The following is a 21,981-nucleotide window of genomic DNA, read 5'->3' on the forward strand; positions in this document are numbered from 1 at the left end:
TCGTATTAGTTTGCCTTGATTACTTTATGTGAAGAGATTTCGCCATCCACAATCACTGTTACCAGATAGATACCGGCGATTTGCGCCTGGCTATGCCATTCGACAACATGGTTGCCTTCACCGTAAGTCATCTTATCCCATTTGCGGATCAGACGTCCCGTCATATCGTTTACAATAATCTCTACCGCACCCGGTTGTTCCAGTGTGAAATCAATATACAATACCGTTGTGAACGGATTCGGATAGAGAGAAATCGATTTACGCCCGGAGAAATCAAGCTCGAGAGGTTCGCTCAGAGAACCGGCCACGCGGTTCATACTGTAATCGAACTTCGTATTGGCCGTAGCAATTCGCTGCCCGTTGCGCTCTACCGCAAACCGTACAAGCCCCGGTTCATCGGATACGATATTGATAAAATGCAACTCATTGAGCTGACTGTGGGTCACTTCACTCATACCTCTCACCTCGTTATCTACCAAAGCAATCACACGGTCGCCACTACGCAGATCGAAGTCTTTATCGATAACCGCTGTCAGGGTCATGTTGTTAGCATGATCGTAGTTCTGATAGACAAAGTCGTTCGCAGCCAATCCGGCTTTGGTCGACAACGAACCGCTCACCGTTGGATAATGGAAGCTTACGTCATTGGAGGCCGTACGCAATAGCATATATCCCTTATAGGGCTCCAGGTAAGCGAGATTGCCAATCCAGGCATAGCCATCATACATAGCAAAGCCCTCCTGTGATTTGATCACATCTCCCGACTGAGCCGGATAATCAGCCAATGCTTCGTCGACACTCATATTGGCGGCAGGCAGGTAACTGATATAGTTCCATCGGTTACTACCCTTTACGGCAATAGGTGTTGTCTTCGGATCTACCAAACGACCGTTTACACTCAATACTTGTGCAGCCGACGACTTAAGCATATAGAGCGAGGTATTATTGAATCCTCCGTTCTGGCTAAGCGTTCCCGCCCAGGCCTTTGCCGTCGTGGAATAAGAGTCGAAGTTGTTTCCGTCTTTGACAATATCCGAACTGTTCCATGTCGCGTTCTGTAATACATAGGTCACGTCATCCAAACGGTTGTTATTCACCTGGAAGGATATCCAGTTCCAACCCTGATTCAGTTTCATATTCTGGAATACCAGATCACTTGTATCGAATATCAATGGGTTTTCAGACGTTCCGGCTATGGTTTCATTGCGGAAGCGTACGCTTTGCGTGGTTGTTGCCGCATATGTCTTTCCGATGCTTGAATCCCAGATTCGGAACTCTATCTCGGTATCCGCATGTTCCTTATTGCCATAGACAGTCAGGAAGGCATACCAGGTATTTGTTTTCGACTGATAGGTATTGTTTACGACACCGACACATTTCCCGTCAATAAAGGCAGCTATCATATCTTCCTTATCATTGGAGAAGACACCGTCGATGCGCAACTTACCGAATACCGACATATTTTGTTCGTAGTCGCCCGGGTTCACACGCCAGTCGGGCACGTCGCCACCCACAATCAGATTCAAGGCTAACTGCTCGGATACGTTCTTGCTGTTCTTCATGTAAATGATTTCGCTGTAGCGGCCTACATTTACCCCTTCGTTGATCACAAACTTGATCGTCTGCTTAGCCTTTGGCCCGACAGATCCGTTCATCGGCGAGGCAGTCAGCCATAACGGCAGATTCTCGATAGTGAAACGTTCGGTCATACCGCCTGTATTGACAATATCTACTTCGAATTCCAATGGAGCATATTCGTTTTTACGCAACGTAATCTCATCTTCATCCCATCTCAATAGATTCCTGTCGATATAAGCACTCCAGATGATTGGCGACAATATTTCGTTGCCAAACATATCCTGCACCGCCCTTACGGAGAAGGTAACGGTAGACTTTTCAATCACATCCATATCCTCTTCCAGATAGATGATCATTGATTTATCGCTTACCACATAACTATAAGCTATGTTTTCGATTGGTCCACGGTCTTTTATCGGAGCAGCCTGGGCAGTCTCTTTCGCATCGGTTGCGACACCCTGCTGGCCTTGCGCCTCGTCGTTAATTGCCTGGTTGGCTAAAGTGTATCTCAACGAGGTGATACCATCTACGGTTATATACTCCTCAAACGGGTAATAAGCAATCAATCCCATCTCGTCTCCGATAAGACGGACATTATTATTATTGACAAGAACATCTTCTGTCAACGCGCTATTCCAGAAACGCACCTCATCCAGGCGACCTTTAAAGCCCTTTAGGAGATTGGTTACCGTTGTATTATTCAATTCACGGATAGCCCCGATAGAGATTGCATCTGCGCTCATTCCTTCTATATCATTCGAACTGAATTGTGCGATCAATACACCATCAACAAAGGCTTCCATACGACGGGTAACGCGGTTGACGCTTATTGCTATATGGTGCCAGTTATTATCGCGGTAATCGGTCTTATCCTTGTTTTCAATGATAACTTCATGTGTATTACTTCGGAAGAGTAACTTTCCGTTTTCATTGAATCCGAGGAAGAAGCGTTGTTTATTGTTAAGACCCGGCAGGTTGGCAGTCTGCTGCACCTCGTTGCTGATCAACGTGGTATTGCTCTGTCTGGGTTCGGCATTAAACCAGAGTTCAATCGTATAATCCATTTCATCTCTCATCTCCACCGTAGGAATAGTGATGATTGCATTACCATCGAAAGAAGCGGCTCTGCTGTCCCGGGTACTCCACTCGGCATACAATGCACCGTTTGCTCCCATCGATTTGTCAAAGACCACATTGCCTTTACATTCCGACATCGGATAATAACCCAACAAATCACTTTCGCTTCCTGAATAGATTTTCAACCGGTTGACTTGCAGTTCACCTGCCGTAAGTTGCCTGTTCCATACACGCAATTCATGTATCTTTCCGGCAAAATAACCGCTACCCCGTACACTTCTTCCGAATTCAAAATGCCCAACAACATCGATCAGCCCGATAGGCCGGAAGGTAAGTACATTGGTTGAGTTATAGAAGAGAGCCACCGAGCCCGTTTTCGTTTCATAGACCATAGCGACATGAGCCCACTGTGTGCCCGGTTGGATCGGTAATGGATCACTGGTCACCGTCGTGCCGTTGTACTGTACTGTCAGACGATCATTGGCATCGAATCCGAAATCGAGCGCTTTGTTTTGCTTACCAAAGCTAAACAGCGTACCCGCGCCACTTCCGGTTGCCCGGTATACCCACATTTCTATCGTCAGGTCTTTATCCACCAGGTTACGTTCGACCTCCGTTGCCACATAATCATTGGTTCCGTCAAATACAACAGAAGCATTATGTGTGGTGTTCGAACCGTTCTTGATGCCTTTCACTTGGAAGTTATTGCGTGTGAGAGCGCCTTCTTTAATCGCTTCATTAAATGTCAGCTGGATATTGCCTTCCGCATCGAGTATGCCATTGGCCGGTTGCGCACTACCAAAGAGCTTCGGACGCTCCGTATCTTTTGTCCCGGTAATGATAGTGGAAGAGGTAGGTATCTCTTCACCCGCGTCATAACAATAGGTCACGGCACGCAATTGATAGCGTGAATCATAGCGTTCCATCGGCAGGCTATATTCAATTCTCGCTTTTGTCCGATCGAAGAACGACTCTGTTCTTTCGTTTAACACATTCGCTGAGTCGGCATGGAAGGAATGCATGATCTGCCATTGCGACTCGTCTTCCTGTTTCATCTGAAGCTCAATACGCAATAGAGACATATTGTTGGGGTCATACCCATCGAGGATCACCGGTAAACGATAAACGCCATCCAAGTATTCTGACTGTGTATTGACAACAAAGTTTTCCAGCGGAACGTGTATGTTTATATCCGAACATCCGGCGATGAAATAGGCCGATATAGTAATCGTATCCCCTATCGTTTCCTGGAATCCGGTCGGATCATACTGGCATTGGGAGCGCAGCACCAACTTGAGATCCTTATAGGCAACGGAGTCAGCCCCCGCACGTACTTCCAGTGTTTTCTGCACCGGTTCGCCATAAGGAACCAGGAAGGTACGCCCTGTATTTGTGAACGCCTGTCCGTCTATCGATAATTTCGCTCCATTGGGGTTGGTTCCGTCAACTACCTGCAGCGTATAATAGGAGTCCTCTTGCGCATAAGACTGATTTTCCAACGTCAGTCGGAATACAGCCGGGCGTGTCAGCGGCACATTGGCCACCGTGGTCGGTTCAACTTTCAGTATAGGTACTTCCAACTGTATGGTCGCCTCATCCAAAAGCGTTCCCGGTTGGTAGTATTTCGTCAAACGTGCCCCTTCATACGGACAGGAAGTTACACCTCCTCTTGTACGATACACAAAAGGTCCCTTAAGCATCTCATCCAGTCCTTCGCTTCCTGTACTTTCGTAATTCATCGTTTCACTGGCTTCATAGTAGACATCTACCGAGAGATAATCATCGTCACCCTCTTCCGAAAGAACGAAGCCCTCTAAGCGGGTGTTCTCTTCTGACTCGGAGGATTCTTCCATTTCCTGTTCATAGCCACCTTCCTGGAAAGTGGTTTTGAAGCCAAAACCGTTAAACAGGAAGCCCAATTCCACAACTGCAGCTGCCCCTACAAAATATTCATATTCATAGGTGGTTGCCGTTTCGTAAGCATATTCCTCGGAGTATTCGATCTGCGAACCGGCATGGAAGCTATAATTATTATGCAGCCTATTGGCATTCAGTTTAGCTTTTTCATTTTGTGCCAACAGACTATACCAGTTATTAATCGACTGGTTCAGCGCAAAAATGGTATCTGTTTTTTCTGATTCCGGCATATTCTCCGGGAAATAGATCTTATAGCTCGGTCCATCCGCACGGAATACAGCACCATTCGACTTCGCTCCAAACGCCGCGTCATCATTATTGCTGCAACCGAAATAAGGATCATCCAGGTCCAATTTAGAGACATAGACAGCCTCATTATTGGCATTCGCATACGCCTGCACAACGGCTGCATTTGTCCATTCCTCGCCATAATGCAGGAAATTGTTCTTCAAGTCTACCAAATCAGGTATCAACTTGTTTTCTATGTGAATCTGCGGATGAGCAAAAAGCGTATTGAACTGAACATCCGTATTGTACGACTTTCTTTTAACTAATTTATACTTATTATCGTAAGAGGTGGCAATTATTTCATCTCCATCCTTCGCGGCATCCGAGTTGACGTCCATTATCAGGAGTATCTCGCATACGCCATAGACGATATTCGTGGAATTACCAATCAATACATCCCCGTCACGTCCGACATACATCGGATCACTGCTTGTTTCAAAACGGGTCACCAGGGTAGATCGTTTGGTGGTCGAATTCCCATCGAAGTGTGATTTTTCATGAGAAACAATACCTCCTATCGAGTTATCCGTTTTAATTTCCGTCACCTGCATAAAGAAAGGAGTACCGACGGCCGCTTTATAGTCTGCTCCCATCACCGCCCTGATATCTTCTTCTCCGGACTGTTTCACTCCCTCTTTTTGGGTCGTAGTGGAGGTGATAACCGATCCCTTCTCCAGGTAAGCATAACTATTAGATCCCGGCGGGTCACGCAATACGGTAATCAACTGATTGGGTCCATTGGTCACAAAGTTATTCCCCATGGATTGCGAACCGATAATATAGGCGTTCATCGTTTCTGTTTTGCCTTCAAACGTCCATTTATCAATCTGGTTGTTAGAAAGCTTTATCTCTGCCGAGAAATCCTTGGTGCCATTTGCACCCGTATCCGGTTCTCCGGCATCGAATACATAAAGCGCGGAACCGGTTTTGTCCAACGGAATATTTATATTCACAGATCCGCTTATAGCCAGTTTATTGGTAATCTGCAGAGTTCCATCCACCGAGGGCACCTTATCCCACTCTTTCGGATCGGTCGATCCATTATAACGATAGGCTTCAAAAGCCTGCGCCATATAGGCATAGCGATTCCCTTGCAGATAAACCGGAATACCAATGCCATTTCTCTGGAAAGTGTAGTTCCCGTTGCTATAGGTCGGAATGGTATACGAATCACCCAGCGGGTTGGAGAACTCGACCTCCGCTTCACCCATATAGGCCACACGGCTGCCGGAAGCATCTATCTGGAAAAAGTCGATCTCGGTCGGTACCCGTTTGATAAAGGATTTCTTATGATGATAAAACACCGTATCATTGTAATTGGTATAGCTGACTCTGTTCTTATCGTCCGTCACGGAGTCGACATAGGCATAGGCTTCTGCCATTTCATTCACGCTGCTTTGCAAGTCGAGCACCTCTAATACCGAAGCACTATAATTCATCACATTTTCATGTCCGACAGCATAGACGGAATCGATATTGAAACGGTAAGGAATCAGGTCAACACAATATTCACCTGTCGTCTCATCCGGATAAATATGAATAGCCTTTTGAGAATAAACCACCTTCGTCCGGGCAGGCACGTACTTGCCATTTGCCTTCTCTTCCTGTTTGTTGGATGGAACAAGATGCTCCACATAGACGGTTTGCGGATCAGGGGGATTCTTCCCTCCAAAGCTGGCCAGTATATTATAATCTCTACTGCTTAGTTTGATAAACGGAGCATCCCCCAGGTTATTCTTCGACAACGAATGGCCTACAGGCAACGCTTCCTGCACAGCTCCTCCGGCCACACGCCCGATCAGACGTACCTTGGTCGAATCCCATAACTGTATAGTAGCCCGGTTCTCCTGGTAGTCAATATCCTCGTTAGTAGCCGGATCCAATATTCTACCGCCCGCCTTAAAGACATGTCCCGCTTTTTCTACAACAACGGTATGCACGCCTACCGGCACAGAGATAGAGAATTCACCCTTGGCATTTGATTTGGCCAAACCGCCTTTGCCATCATCGACTAAAAGACCATCGATCCTGAAGTTCACATCCGCTACAGGCACCTCGGTATTTTCATACTGAATGATACCCGATACAATAAAGGATGACTTATCGGTAAAGGTAGCTTCTGCCGAAGGATTCTGAGGACTCAGATTTCGGGTAATATCCGTCGGAGAGAAACGATGGTCTCCCATTTTCGGGATAATCCGATACTGTGTACCATTGGCGATATAGGGCACGCCATTTATAAAATAATAGCCACTATGATCGGTGATACCTTTCAATCCGAGGTCGGCAGGAAGAATTGTAGATCTCAGTCCATTATAGGTACCTCCTATCGTCCCATGGTTCTCATTGTACTTGGTCTTCACAAAAGAGAGATCATAGAAGGCATCTTCCATCTGCTCATCAAAGCGATAATAGGCAATCAGCTCTTTCTCATCGCCCACCAGCAGGCGCGAATAGTCACGCTTGATCTCACTGGTCGGCAACGCTCTGTTCCATAAACGCACCTCATCTATATAGCCGATAAAACGCTTCTTCTCGCCGCTACTTCCTATGAAGAAAGCGGAATCGGGCTTCGCCGTCAGTGAAGAGGTAATGGTTTTGGAGGCAACCGATTGCCCGTTGACATACAGATAAAGTAGCGATCCGCTTTTAACAGCCGATACATGATAGAATGTTTTCGCCACTAAGGATGTATTGCTGGCCGTTACTATATTTCCTTCACCGCTCCCAGCCTTGAAGAATAGATTTCCTGATCCGTTAAAACCCACCTCATATTGCGTGGAGTAGAACAGCGACTGGTTCAGCGGTTTATCTCCGTCATACCTGAACCAGGCTTGGAAGGTCAGACTGTCATTCGACATCTTTGTACGCAGATCTTTTACCGACAATAGGGTTTTATCGTTCAATTTCATACTATGCCCCAGGTCGATATTGTTTGCCTCGAGCATAATTTCAACCCCTTCCACAGGCTGATCGTTCTCGTAAGTCACCTTCCCGAATATTTCACCAGTGGGCGTCCGGAAACCGATATCCGACATCACACCTGTGGCTGTCGGTTTATTATCGCATTGGATAATTCCGGTAATGATATAGGTATAATACACCCCGGCAATCCCTTTCGAGTCGTCCCAGGAATAGGTGTCATATATGGTTGCCCCAACAACATCCACACGCGTCGTGTCTGTTGTTCCATATTCCACACGCCGAACCACAAATTCATCAAACGATCCTTCTGTTGTCCACTGAAGAACCACCCTGTCCGAAAAATAGCCTTTCGATGCGCTGAATTGCGTAATAATTCCTAAATCCTGGATTAACGCCGGTTTATCCCCTTTCACCGGACCCGCCGGCTTAAAGTCACTTACACCCGGAATAATCTCAAAGGTATAGGTATACGCATTACAGGAGGCCAACGGTTCATCGATATAGACACCGCTATTGATCTTATCCACATCCCTGACCAAGATAGTCTCCGGTGAGCTACTTGTGGTAGTATTCGTTTTCTTGATCTCTAAATAGGATCCCGAACTCCAATAGCCATCGGTCAGTTGATAAGATATTTTCGCACCGTTCCCCTGCAGAGCTACTTTTACACTACCCTCTTTTATCGCTTTATGAGCCACCTGTCCGCCAGTTAGATTCACCTTGACGGTTCGGTAGGCAGGCCAATAATCTTCCACCGTCGAGCTCGCACCCCAACCAGAGCGTGTTCGTAATACCCTGTAGTAGAAGGCAGAATTATGTGATATATCCGCTACATTATCAACAAGGGTATATTTCGTGGAATCTTTATGGAAATTAATTCTATATGTTTTATCGATTCCGTTGAACTCGGCATTAAGAGAACGTTCCAACACAAATTCCCCGCCATCTATAAAGATGCCACTGGGAAGTTCGGTTCTATCGACCGTCCATTCCAAAGCAATATTTCCGGTTGTACTACTATAAGTTCCTTTCAAACTACCTTGTTCTGCCTGATGGAAAGCAGGAACCGGTACGTTATGAGTCGCAGCCACACACTGTAACGGCCCGTATTGTGCTGAAATCCCCTGCACCCAGTAATAGGAAACAGCATGCGTAGACGACTTTGTAAAATTGCCGGCATTCAGCGTTTTCGTAATAGGCGTTTCTACTGTTGTAGAAGTATTCAGATCGGTTATTGTACTTCCTCCATCTACACTAACTCTCCCGATATAAGTTGGTTTGTTGGTCAACTTGGACATTAGTTGAACGGCCAAAGGTGTTGCGCCCGGGCTAAATGAAGAGGTTAGACTCAATGAGGCATTCGAAATACCGGTAATAGCCCGAGAACCGATCGATTGAGTATACGTATTACTTCTTGTACCTAATCCTCCTGCTGCTACTATCTGTGTACTTTCAATACTCATATGATAGCTCTGAGTATTGAATGTACTCGGGTAATACCGTACATAGAGATAGGCTACACTATGTGTCCCGTTCGAAACCCACTCTCCATCATTATCATGCCTTTCACTCTTCGCTTTATAAGAGGCTTTTGCCCATGTACCATCCGGTGTATTAACGAACTGCCAGCTTCCCGTCTCAGATGTGCTATTTCCAGTATAGGTTAGTATCTGAACTCTTCCGCTGTTTTTATTCATCGTTTTTATCTTGTATTCATAAAAATCATGACCATTTTCACCTCCATGCGGTCCTTCGTCCGCAGCGAAATAAAAAATAACTGTCCCACTTGTACTACCTAAGGAGATATAAGAATCATCATCCGCCTTATCATCCTCTCCATGAGATGAATAGATCGGAATCTTTAGGGTAATATACCCCAATTCGTTATTAACATTCTCAATAGAAGCTTCAAAATCTTTTCCTACTCTCGGTCCTATTGCCCACCCCTGGGGCATCCCCAGCAGCATAAGCAGCAATATCAATCCTAACAGCTTCCACCATTTTCGTTTTTGGTGGTAACCATCACACACTTTATGGAGGGTACGCATACATCCTCCACCCCTTCTTTTGAAAAAATGGTTAACTTGTTCCATACATTGATTAATTAATAGTTAGTATTCTATTTTTTGTAACAGTCAGTATTATATTAGGTCGTGTTCTTCGCTGAAAATCATTCTTCCAGTATGTGTGTTTTCTCATGCACTATCTTACACACAATTATTTTAGCCGAAATCTTACCAAATAAAAGAGAAAACAAAGAAATAAATGTTACAAATCACGATTTGTAACATAATTTTTTTGAAAAAACTACGAATTGATAGTTTTACCCCTGTTTTTGGTTTTAATCTATCACAAAACAGCAAACAATCGAGACATTGCTTTACATTTCATTTCGCTTACTAAACGAAGCGAAAAAAGGAATGATGTCTGGATGGTGTCTTTCTTGAAAAGGCATGAGGTAAGCAATGTCTATCACTTGGCTATTCTCACCTTTTTGCCTTTTAGGATACTGATAGTATAACAGATCAGCCCGGCCCACACAAAGGCAAAACAAATAACATATTCTACACCAAAGGTTTCACCGTAGACAAATATGCCAAGAAGCAGTTGAAGCGTCGGGTTCAGGTATTGAATAAAACCCATGGTCGATAAAGGGATTGCCTGTGCAGATTTCCCAAACCAAAAGAGCGGAATCGCCGTAACCAGGCCGCCTAATATTAACAAGATGCTTGTGACAGCAGACGTAGGAAAGAAAGATATGGCCATAGCACTCTCCGCCGTATAGAATAAAAAGGCCAAAGCAAACGGGAAAACCATCATTGTCTCTATCGTTAATGCAGGCATCGATTCGAGATTCGCTTTCTTTTTCAGCAATCCATACAAACCGAACGAAACAGCAAGCAAGAGCGATATCCAGGGAAACTGGCCATAGCTGACGGTGAAATAGACCACTCCGATAAGCGCCAGTACAACCGCTATTTTCTGCATCGTCGCCAGCCGTTCTTTCAGAAATACATATCCCAGAAACACATTCACCAACGGATTGATGTAATAGCCCAAACCTGCTTCAACAATATGATCGCTCGCCACCGCATAGATGTATATGCCCCAGTTGATACTGATCAGGCACCCTGCCAACCCTAATCGTAACAAAAGTCGCGGCTGCTTCACATAATCGATAAACGTTTGCCGGTTGGTGAGCAATACCCAGATAAGAAGAAAAACAAACGACCATACAATACGATGAGCTAATACATTGACCGCCGGTACACCCGTTATTGCTTTCCAAAAAACCGGAAAAAGACCCCAGGCAATATAAGCCCCCAAGGCATACACAATTCCCTGATTATAGCTTAACTTCTTGTGATTGGAACCGCCGTCGGCTTTATGTTTATATTTCATGCTCGCAATTTGTCTTTTAAAATCCTTCTCTGTTCGTAATAAACCGGAACAAAGATAGGGTAAATTCACACAACGGAAAGCAAATCTTCAAAATAGCATTTTGATAGCAAAACAGCCATTTTGCTTTACAAAATGATACGTTAAAAAATGTTTCTCCCGGGAGTTTGTCTCCAAACTCCCGGGTTTTCGGAAAAAAACTCCCGCGATTTTGACAATTTGATATTTCGCTTCTTCTTCCTAAGAGCAAAAGTTGTAGATAATAGATAATAGCTATTTGAGTAAAAATGTGTAATATTGTGCTGTGAAGCCATAGACGGATTGCCATGAGAAAACTACCTGTTCTCTTTTGCTCTTTATTTGCCTTGATTACCACTGTCTACGCGCAGTGGCAGCCTACTTTCACCCATTATTCATCGGAAGAAGGACTCTCGCAAAACTCGGTCATGAAGATCATGGAAGATCATAAAGGTTTTATGTGGTTTGCTACATGGGACGGGATCAATAAATTCGACGGATACACCTTCAAGACCTATAAAGCAAGCGGAGACAATTCGATTCGTCTGGTCAACAACCGGGTGGATCATATCGCCGAAGACCAGTATGGCTATATCTGGACACTGACTTACGACAAGAAAGTCTACCGCTTCGATCCGCACACAGAGATCTTTCAACAGGTGCCCACCTCAGGCAAAGAGAGTTACGCCTCGGTCGATTCGATCACCATCCTGGATCGCCATATCTGGTTTCTAACCGAGAAAGAGGGGGCTATCCGAGTAACCACCGATCCGGTGAGCCATGAACTGACCACCGAGGTTTATTCTCTTCAGTCGGGTCTTTTCCCTTCGATGGCGATCTATACGGTTCGTCAGGACAGCGAAGGTAACGAATGGTTGTTATCGGATAATGGGATAGGTGTCATTTATCCCGATTCCCTCTCGCCGGTACTCTACTTTGTTGACACCCAGTCTTCAAAGACCCGCCAAAAGCAAGCGTTCTATGCCTTTCTGGAAGGAGACAAACATATCTATTTCGGATCAGGCAAAGGTCGCGTATGGCTCTATCAGAAAGACAATCGAAGCTTCCGTTTGCTGGAGTTGGACACGGAGGCTGATATTATTTCTATCCATCCCTATTCGGAAAAAGACCTGTTAATTGCTACTCGAACAGACGGATTCTACACCTATGATACCCAGTCAGAATATACGGTTCATTATACAACAGCGACCCACCGCGACCTACCGAGCAACCAGATATTATCGGTCTATGTCGATCGAATGAAAGAGGTGTGGTTCGATCTGGCAGATGCCCGGGGAGTGACCCATTTCAATCCCTTCACTCGACAAATCAAGCAGGAGGTATTGGCAGTGGAAGACGGCAGTGCCTATCGTTCACAGCCTGCATTTTTCATCTTCGAAGACATTTACGATAACCTCTGGGTACATCCTTTCAATGGAGGCTTTTCTTTTTTCGACCGGGAAAAGAACCGGTTGATACCCTTCTACAACGAACCGGGTTCTTCCGATTGGCGTTTTTCGAACAAGGTGCATGCCGCCATGTCGGATCGCCAGGGCATCCTCTGGATGTGTACCCATTCCAAAGGGTTGGAGAAGGTTACGTTTACGACAGAGCGCTTCCACTTGCAATCACCAAGTTCGCTCACTTACGAATCTTTGAGCAATGATGTGCGCTCGCTTTTCGAAGACAAATATGAGCGTTTATGGATGGGATTACGCGATGGCAAGATCCGGGTATATGAGAAAGATGGCACCTTCCTGGGTTGCCTCACCCGGAACGGGACATTCTCGAAAAGCGGCAATCACTCTCTCGGCGTAGCTTATCACATCTACGAAGATTCGAAAGAAAACATCTGGATCGCTACCAAAGGCGACGGACTCTATAAGGCGCAAGAAGAAAACGGGCGTTACCGAATCACTCAATATCATTCTGACCCGAACAACCTGTATAGCCTGAGTGACGATAATATTTATTGCGTCCACGAAGACAGCCATGGGCGGATCTGGATTGCCACTTTCGGTGGTGGGCTGAACTATATGGAAGAGCGGGAGGACGGATCGGTTGTTTTCATCAACCACCAGAACAACCTCAAGGGTTATCCGATCGACGATTGCTACCGGGTTCGGTTCGTTACGAGCGACTCGAAAGGCTATATTTGGGTAGGGAGTACCTCCGGCGCTATTTCTTTCCGCGAAGACTTTACTCATCCTGAAGAGATCCGTTTCGATCATCATGTGCGGATTCCATCCGACACGCAAAGCTTGAGCCATAATGATGTCTACTGGATTACGGAAAATACAGACCAAAATCTATACCTGGCCACCTTTGGAGGCGGTTTAAATAAATTGATCACTGTCGACGAAAAGGGGAATGCTCATTTTGAAAGCTATGATATGGAAGATGGATTGCCGAGCAATGTCTTGCTCTCCATTCGCGAAGACGATGAAAAAAACCTGTGGATCAGTACGGAAAACGGATTGTGTAAGTTTAACCCGACGGATGAAAGTGCAGACAACTACAATGATAAAAGCCTCAATATACGAGCCGGATTCAACGAAGCTTCTTCTGTGAAGACAAGAGATGGAAGACTGATATTCGGTACTCGAAGTGGCTGGCTAACCTTCGATCCCGGTTCAATCGCCAAAAGTTCTTTTATTCCACCTATCTCATTTTCCCGTTTGCAAATCAACAATGAAGAGATCAGACCCGGACGATCGCACATACTGGAACAAATCCTCGACAATGTTCCGGAATTGGAATTGTCGCACAGAGAGAACATCCTGACCATCCAATACGCAGCATTGGACATGAAAGCCCCGGAGAACATCCGCTATGCCTACATTATGGAAGGATTCGACAACGAATGGTCGTTTGTGGACAAACAACGCATGGTGACTTATACCAATTTACCGAAAGGTGATTATGTGTTTAAAGTACGCTCGACAAATAGCGACGGAGTATGGGTCGATAACAGCCGGGGACTGCCAATCACCATCCTGCCCTCCTTTTGGGAAACACCCTGGGCATACGTCCTCTATGTGTTATTGATCCTGGGTATTATCTTTGTTGCCGTTTATATTCTCTTTACCATCTACCGCCTGAAACATGAGGTGTCGGTAGAGCAACAAGTATCAGATATCAAATTGCGCTTCTTCACCAATATATCCCACGAATTGCGCACACCACTGACACTGATCGCCGGGCCGGTCGAACATATCCTGCAAAACGATCCGTTGGCACCGGAGACCCGCGAACAGCTTCAATTAGTGGAAAAGAATACCGACCGCATGCTGCGTCTGGTGAATCAGATCCTCGACTTCCGTAAGATACAGAACAAGAAGATGAAAATGAAGGTCGAGCAGATCGAACTGGAGTCGTTTATCCGTACGATCATGGACAATTTCGAGGCGTTGGCCACCGAACATCAGATCGACTTCATCTTCGAATCGGAGAAAGAGGCACTCTATCTGTGGGCTGATGCCGATCACCTGGAGAAGATCATTTTCAATCTACTCTCGAATGCCTTCAAATATACGCCGGTCGGTAAGATGATCCGGGTCTATGTATTGGAGAATGAGAAACACATCTCCATCGGCGTGCAAGACCAGGGCATAGGTATTGCCGCCAGCAAAAAGGAATCCATCTTCGTGCGTTTCGAGAACTTAGTCGACCGCAACCTGTTCAACCAGTCGAGTTCGGGCATTGGTCTCTCCTTAGTGAAAGAGCTGGTGGAAATGCACGGGGCGACCATCTCCGTCGATTCGGTGCTCAACGAAGGCAGCACCTTCGAAGTCGCCTTCCTGAAAGGGAAAGATCATTACGACGAATCGGTCGAGTTTATATTGAAAGACTCGGTTTTGTCAGATATACATGAAGCAAAAGACCTCCCGGCAACGGGCGATACCGCCTTGACAAGCAGCGAAGAGGGCGACGCTTCGCGAGGCATAATGCTATTGGTCGAAGACAACAGCGAACTACGCGCCTTCCTACGCACCATCTTTGTCTCCTCGTTCCGCATCGCCGAAGCGAAAAATGGGAAAGAGGGTATCGAGAAGGCGGTCAATCTCCTGCCCGATATCATTATCAGCGATGTGATGATGCCCGATAAGGATGGTCTGGAATTGACCCGCGAACTGCGGGAGAACCTAACCACCAGCCATATCCCTATCATCCTATTAACAGCCAAGACCACCTTAGAGAGCAAGCTCGAAGGAATGGAATACGGGGCAAACGACTACATCACCAAGCCCTTCAGCTCTGCCTACCTGAAAGCGCGGGTAGAAAACCTGTTGGTGCAACATAAGAAACTGCAGGAACTCTACCGGACAAACCTCACGACGCCCGTCACCCGCGAGCAGGAAGAAAAGCCGGTAACCAACGAGGAAATATCGCCCAACGACCGGAAGTTTATCGACAAACTGGTGGAACTGATGGAAAAGAATATGGACAACGGCGAATTGGTAGTCGAAGACCTCGTGCAGGAACTGGCCGTGAGCCGTTCGGTCTTCTTCAAGAAATTGAAGGCATTGACCGGACTGGCGCCGATCGAATTCATCCGGGAGATGCGGGTGAAACGGGCAGCCGAACTGATCGAAACGGGCGAATACAGCATTTCTCAGGTCTCTTATATGGTGGGAATCAACGATCCGCGCTATTTCAGCAAGTGCTTTAAGCAGAAATACGGCATGACCCCGACCGAATATAAAGAAAACAAAAAATACACCTAAATAGTCAGAATATACACACGCAGGCGTGTTGATTCGGTTAATTTTGCATAGTTTCGCTAATTAGCATAATAATTCTATGAAAACACACCGATTCTTTTTGCGTTATCCGGCATTGGCATGGATCGCTCTCTTTATTTCTTCGATCTCTTTGCAAGCACAAGAGCATACTCTCCAAGTAGAGATTCGTAATGACTGGCAGGAGGACCGCACGGACGCGCCGGTGGTGATCGATCTGGCCGCATTGAACCTGTCATTCCCCGTGCAGTCGGCTCTCGTCAAAGATGGATACAATAAGATTCCTTCGCAGATAGACGACCTCGATCAGGATGGCATTGCAGATCAAATATGCGTCGTGACAGATATACCGGCACAGAGTACACGCCTTTTGTGGGTCAATCTCTCCGCTACAAAGAGCAAGAACCCCTACCCTTCCCGCGTATTTGCCGAAATGCTTATGCGGGGCGACAACGGAAAACACCAACCCATCCGCTCACTGACCATACCCGGCAGTAGCAACGTCTATAACCTCTTGCACCATCACGGGCCGGCCTTCGAGTCGGAGCTGGTGGCCTATCGCATCTATTTCGACCAGAAACAGACGGTAGATATCTACGGAAAATTCAATAAAGGATTGGAGATCGAAGCCTGTCAGTTCTATCCCAACGACGAACAGCTGGCAGAGGGATTCGGTGACGATGTGCTTCGGGTAAGCGGCAGCGGCGGTTTAGGTGCCCTGAAGGGTTGGAACGGAAAGAAAGCACTCCATATCGAACCGGTGGAATGGCGCACAGAATCGGTATTGGCCGGTGGACCGGTGCGCACGGTAGTCGACGTAGATGTGGACAACTGGCAATACCAGGGCTCGTTCCTTAATATGAAGATACGTTATATCCTCTATGCCGGACACCGCGACTGCGAGGTGCAGGTCTGTTTCGACCGTCCGTTGGGCGAAGAGATCTTCTGCGCAGGCGTGCAGAATATCAAGGGTTCGCAATCATTCTATGATGATAATGGCTTGGTTGCCTGCTGGGGTACCGACTGGCCGGTGAACGACACCATCAAATATGCCAAAGAAACGGTCGGGCTGGCCACCTGTCTGCCGCGAGAGATTGTGCAAGAGAAGGCGGCCGACGGAGCTAATTGGCTTTATACCCTTCAGGCAAAAGGCGAAAAATCGTTCACCTACCATATCAGTTTCACCTCTATGAAAGAGACCTTCGGCTATAAAACGCCCGAAGAATGGTTTGCCCATGTGCGCCGCTGGAAGGAGGAATTGCAACATCCTGTAGAAGTAACAATCAAATAAAGAATATATCATGAAAAGATTTTTTATCCGTTTCGGATTAAGCCTGTCGCTGATAGCGGGATGCTGGGCGGCACATGCCCAGTCAAACAACTATGTCTCATCGGTCTGGACGGCCGATCAGGGAGACGGCACCTACCGGAATCCTATCTTGTATGCCGATTATTCCGACCCCGACGTGATCCGGGTAGGCGATGATTATTATATGACCTCTTCCAGCTTTAACTGCATTCCCGGTTTGCAGATCCTGCATTCGAAAGACCTGGTGAACTGGACAATTATCCATGCCGCCATCCCATTCGCCTTGGAACCGGCGGAGATACCGGAGATACCTCAGCATGGCAACCGGATATGGGCACCCTGTATCCGCCACCACGAGGGTGTATTTTATATCTTCTGGGGCGATCCCGACCAGGGCGCCTTTATGACTTATGCAACTGATATCCGGGGTACCTGGAGCGAGCCGGTACTGGTAAAGGCCGGGAAAGGCATTATCGACACCTCGCCACTCTGGGACGACGACGGACGGGTCTATCTGGCACATGCATACGCCGGCAGCCGCGCAGGACTGAAAAGCGTACTGGCGGTCTGCGAACTCAACGCGTCTGCTACCCAAGCCATCACCGAAAGCCGCATTATCTTCGACGGACACGAGAAACATCCGACCATCGAAGGGGCTAAATTCCATAAGAAAGATGGTTATTACTATATCTTAGCACCGGCAGGAGGCGTGGCCACCGGATGGCAGGTAGCTCTTCGTTCGACCGATCCCTACGGACCTTACGAGATCAAAACCGTCATGGCACAAGGAAAAACGGTCGTAAACGGCCCACATCAGGGCGCCTGGGTGGATACCCCCAAAGGAGAGAACTGGTTTATCCACTTCCAGGACGTAGGCGCCTACGGACGTATCGTACACCTGCAACCGATGGCCTGGAAAAAGGGCTGGCCGGTTATTGGCGAAGATAAAGACGGTGACGGCTGCGGACAACCGGTCATGCGTCATAAGAAACCGGACGTCGGGGCAACCTATCCGATAGTCACCCCGCAAGAGAGCGACGAGTTCGACGCCAACTGCCTGGGACTCCAATGGCAATGGCAGGCCAATATGAATCCGAAATGGTATTTTACCGACGCGGCCAACAGCCAGATACGCCTCTACTCCTACCCGCTTACCGCCCCGGCGAAGAGCCTCTGGGACGCGCCCAACCTACTGTTGCAGAAAACACCGGCGCCCGCCTTTACGGCCACCATGCGCCTGCGCTTCCAACCCTCCGACAAATACAAGGGTGAGCGCACCGGCCTGATCGTGATGGGTCGCGACTACGCGGGCATCGTCCTGGAGAACACCAACGAGGGCATTATGCTCTCCCCCGTCGTATGCCGCAAGGCCGACGAAAGCCGCGAAGAGACGGCGGAGGCAGGCGTGAAGGTATCGGGCGACTGGATCAATCTGCGCGTTACCTTCGATGCCAACGCAAAGTGCCAATTCTCTTATAGCACCAACGGACGCCATTACACACCGCTGGGCGCTCCGTTCCAGGCACGCGAAGGAAAATGGATCGGTGCCAAGGTAGGTATGTTCTGTAGCCGTCCGAATATCGAGACCAACGATGGAGGATGGGCGGATGTCGACTGGTTCCGCATCACCCCGAACGAAGAAAAGGCTGCGGCTACCGACGCCCTGTCGTATGCTATCCGCATCGCCGACTCGGAGATGGCGCGTTATCCCGAATCATGGCAACTCGACTTCCAGCGCACGCTGAAATGGGACTACTGCCACGGGCTGGAACTGCAGGCTTTCCTGCAACTCTACGAACGTACAGGCGATAAGAAATACCTCGACTACACCAAGGCATACGCCGACACCATGATCCAGGCCGACGGTTCTATCAAGACCTATCGCCTGTCGGAATACAATATCGACCGGTTGAACAGCGGCAAGATGTTGTTCAAGCTCTACGACCTGACCGGCGACGAGAAGGTGAAGAAAGCACTCGACCTCTTGTATAGCCAGTTGGCCACCCATCCGCGCAACGACGACGGAGGATTCTGGCACAAAAAGATCTATCCGAACCAGGTATGGCTCGACGGTGTCTATATGGGTACCCCTTTTATGGTGGAATACGCCTCGCGCTATAACCGTCCCGACGACTACGCCGACGGGATCAACCAGATTCTGATGGCTGCCCGCCACACCTACGACCCGGCCAACGGCCTCTATCGCCATGCCTGCGATGTGAGCCGCCAGATGTTCTGGGCCGATCCGGTGACCGGACAATCCAAACATGTCTGGGGACGCGCCCTGGGATGGTATGCTATGGCCATTGTCGATGCACTCGACTTTATCCCTGCCGACCAAAAGGGACGCGATCAGGCCATCGCCATTATGCAAAACATAGCGCTTCAATTGAAAAAAATACAAGACTCCAAAACAGGACTCTGGTATCAGGTGTTAGACCGCAGCGGCGATCCCGGCAACTACCTCGAATCGACCTGTTCGGCTATGTTCATCTACGCCCTCTCGAAAGCAGTACGCCTGGGATATATCGACGAATCCTACCGTCAGGTGGCCGAAAAGGCTTTTGCCGGATTCCTCGATGAGTTTGTTGAGTTCGACGAAAAAGGGTTGATGAACATCACCAAAGCCTGCGGCGTAGCCGGCCTCGGTGGAAGCAACAACCGCTCAGGCGACTACGACTACTACATCAACGAACTGGTGCGCGCCAACGACCCGAAAGTGATCGGCCCCTTCATCATGGCCGTACTCGAAAGAGAAAAGGCGGGATTGAAATAACCCCGCCCCTTCGTATCGGATAAGAAGGAAAAATAATTAGAGGAGAGATATGTTTTATTTCTCCTCTATATCTTTTATCTTTGTAGAAAAGAAGGGAATCTTATGACAACAATCACCTTTGATGAAAATAGTGAAGCGGGTCGTACACTGATGAGTATGATACGCAACATGAAGCCTTCCGTTCGCAAAACCATTCACTTGACAAACGAAAAAACGGAAGTTACCGTTCAACATATCCCCGGTCTCCCCTACACACAGGAAGAAAAACTGGAATCTCTTCGCCGAGCGGAAGAAGACATTGCCGCCGGACGCATTTCTACACATGAAGAGGTTATGGAGCGCTTGAATGCGCGAATAGACTCATGGAAATAAGGTGGACGGACGAGGCTGAAAAACAAATGCAAGGTATTATTGATTACTACTTTGAAATTGCCAACGCACAGACAGCAAAAAGAATCACTGAAAAGATTAACAACTGCATCTTTCGCCTGAAAAGCTTTCCTAAAATGGGGCATATAGAACCCGGCATAGAAAAAGCTACTGAAACTTACTTCTCTTTTGTAGCCCATCGCCACTATAAAATAGTCTATCGCTTAGAAAAAGAAATCGTTTACATCACAGGTATTTGGGATTGTCGCCAAAACCCCGAACGTATGACCTCGGAAACAGGAAAGTAAAATAATTCTTATTCCCGCCCTCCTTTCCCTGCCAATTTGTCACACTCCTGCCTTTTCCTAAAATCAGAAACAACCTTTTTAAAAAAAACAGCAATTATCATTTTGATATTTCAGCAGGAGAATTTTTCCGAAATGGTAGGACTTTGCGAAAAAAGTCCCGGGAGAAACATTTTTTAACACATCGGATTGTAAGTAACAGAAGGTGATTTCATTAGAAAATCAGCCATACTACTTACACTTTGTTTTCTCGCTTTTCCTGGTTTCCAAATAATATAAACGTCTGCCATTTTTGCAGGTGTTATTCAAAGTAGGTAAAATGATACGTATGCAAACGGGGAATTATTATCTTTGTATATAGATAAAACAACTTATAGTCATAGTTCTACATGAAAAAATCATTGATTCTTACCTGTTTGTTGGGTGCCTCCATAGTGACCTCTGCCCAACAGAAAATCGAACTGGAGTTATGGCCCGGCGGTGCGCCGGAGAACTCCGGATTGACCGAAACGGTTCGCCCCGACGGCGCCGGCTTCAATAACGTAACGGATGCCCGGTTGTTTGTCTACCTGCCTGCGGCAAAGAAAGCCAATGGACAGGCGATCGTAATCTGCCCCGGGGGAGGCTATAGCGGCCTGGCCATGCAACACGAAGGATACCAGGTGGCTGCTTGGCTCAACGAGCGGGGCATTGCCGCCATTATCCTGAAATACCGTATGCCGGCGGGGCATTACACCATCCCGGCAAAAGATGTATTCAGAGCGATCGAAATCACCCGCGAACGGGCTGCCGAATGGCATATCGCAACCAATAAGGTAGGCGTCATGGGCTTCTCGGCCGGCGGACACCTCGCCTCGACGGCAGCGACCCACTTCACATCGCCCAAGAACCGTCCCGACTTCGCCGCGTTGATCTACCCGGTAATCACGATGGATCAACAATTCACCCACGGCGGTTCGCGTCGTAACCTGATCGGTGACACCCCGAGCGAGGGGCTTATCGCCGCCTATTCAAACGAGTTGCGCGTATCGGCCAACACCCCTCCTACCTTTATAGCCTATAGCGACGACGACACGGCCGTACCGGCCGAAAACGGTATCCGCTTCTACCAAGCGATGAAGACCCATAAACTACCCTGTGAGTTTCATATCTACCCGACAGGAGGACATGGATGGGGATGGCGCGATACCTTCAAATACAAGGATGAATTCAGAGCCTCCTTCGAGCGTTGGCTGAAAGAGATAGACAAAAAAACAGTTTCCCCGCAATAAGTAAAGA

7 protein-coding genes and 2 pseudogenes are annotated in these 21,981 nt (G+C 47.5%); 7 read left to right on the forward strand and 2 right to left on the reverse strand.

The annotated features are described in order from the left end of the window. Positions 1-5 precede the first annotated feature (5 nt). Entirely contained in the window at positions 6-9,878 is a 9,873-nt protein-coding gene (locus tag M2137_RS03455; protein ID WP_280765073.1) for a LamG-like jellyroll fold domain-containing protein, read from the reverse strand. Positions 9,879-10,257: 379 nt separating this feature from the next. After that, positions 10,258-11,187: an EamA family transporter RarD gene (gene rarD, locus M2137_RS03460; RefSeq protein WP_280765074.1), complete on the reverse strand. Its 930-nt coding sequence runs from the start codon at positions 11,185-11,187 to the stop codon at positions 10,258-10,260. Positions 11,188-11,510: 323 nt separating this feature from the next. Here rarD and M2137_RS03465 point away from each other — a divergent pair, with 323 nt between their 5' ends. From M2137_RS03465 to M2137_RS03495, 7 genes and pseudogenes are all read left to right on the forward strand, one after another. Continuing rightward, positions 11,511-15,929, forward strand: a complete 4,419-nt coding sequence (locus M2137_RS03465; protein WP_280765075.1) for a two-component regulator propeller domain-containing protein — start codon at positions 11,511-11,513, stop codon at positions 15,927-15,929. A 76-nt stretch (positions 15,930-16,005) separates the two neighbouring features. Then, a complete protein-coding gene (locus tag M2137_RS03470) occupies positions 16,006-17,235 on the forward strand; it encodes a DUF4861 domain-containing protein (RefSeq protein ID WP_280765076.1) in 1,230 nt (409 codons plus the stop codon). Positions 17,236-17,245: 10 nt separating this feature from the next. Then, positions 17,246-18,883 (forward strand): annotated as a pseudogene (locus M2137_RS03475) (glycoside hydrolase 43 family protein); the annotation flags it as partial. A gap of 60 nt (positions 18,884-18,943) precedes the next feature. Further along, positions 18,944-20,029: pseudogene (locus tag M2137_RS03480) on the forward strand (glycoside hydrolase family 88 protein); the annotation flags it as partial. 102 nt (positions 20,030-20,131) lie between these two features. Next, positions 20,132-20,401, forward strand: coding sequence for a hypothetical protein (locus M2137_RS03485; RefSeq protein ID WP_280765077.1), 270 nt, complete (start codon positions 20,132-20,134; stop codon positions 20,399-20,401). Further along, a complete protein-coding gene (locus tag M2137_RS03490) occupies positions 20,392-20,706 on the forward strand; it encodes a type II toxin-antitoxin system RelE/ParE family toxin (RefSeq protein WP_280765078.1) in 315 nt (104 codons plus the stop codon). Before M2137_RS03485 ends, M2137_RS03490 begins: the two co-directional genes overlap by 10 nt. Positions 20,707-21,092: 386 nt before the next feature. Next, on the forward strand, positions 21,093-21,974 hold the full coding sequence (locus M2137_RS03495; protein WP_280765079.1) for an alpha/beta hydrolase: 882 nt from the start codon (positions 21,093-21,095) through the stop codon (positions 21,972-21,974). Positions 21,975-21,981: the final 7 nt, after the last annotated feature.

It is taken from the genome of Parabacteroides sp. PFB2-10 (assembly GCF_029893085.1).
GTDB lineage: Bacteria > Bacteroidota > Bacteroidia > Bacteroidales > Tannerellaceae > QVMG01.

Coding starts and splice junctions, on each gene's coding strand:
- M2137_RS03455 (WP_280765073.1), bottom strand. CDS start 9,878: ATGGAACAAGTTAACCATTTTTTCAAAAGAAGGGGTGGAGGATGTATG.
- rarD (WP_280765074.1), bottom strand. CDS start 11,187: ATGAAATATAAACATAAAGCCGACGGCGGTTCCAATCACAAGAAGTTA.
- M2137_RS03465 (WP_280765075.1), top strand. CDS start 11,511: ATGAGAAAACTACCTGTTCTCTTTTGCTCTTTATTTGCCTTGATTACC.
- M2137_RS03470 (WP_280765076.1), top strand. CDS start 16,006: ATGAAAACACACCGATTCTTTTTGCGTTATCCGGCATTGGCATGGATC.
- M2137_RS03485 (WP_280765077.1), top strand. CDS start 20,132: ATGACAACAATCACCTTTGATGAAAATAGTGAAGCGGGTCGTACACTG.
- M2137_RS03490 (WP_280765078.1), top strand. CDS start 20,392: ATGGAAATAAGGTGGACGGACGAGGCTGAAAAACAAATGCAAGGTATT.
- M2137_RS03495 (WP_280765079.1), top strand. CDS start 21,093: ATGAAAAAATCATTGATTCTTACCTGTTTGTTGGGTGCCTCCATAGTG.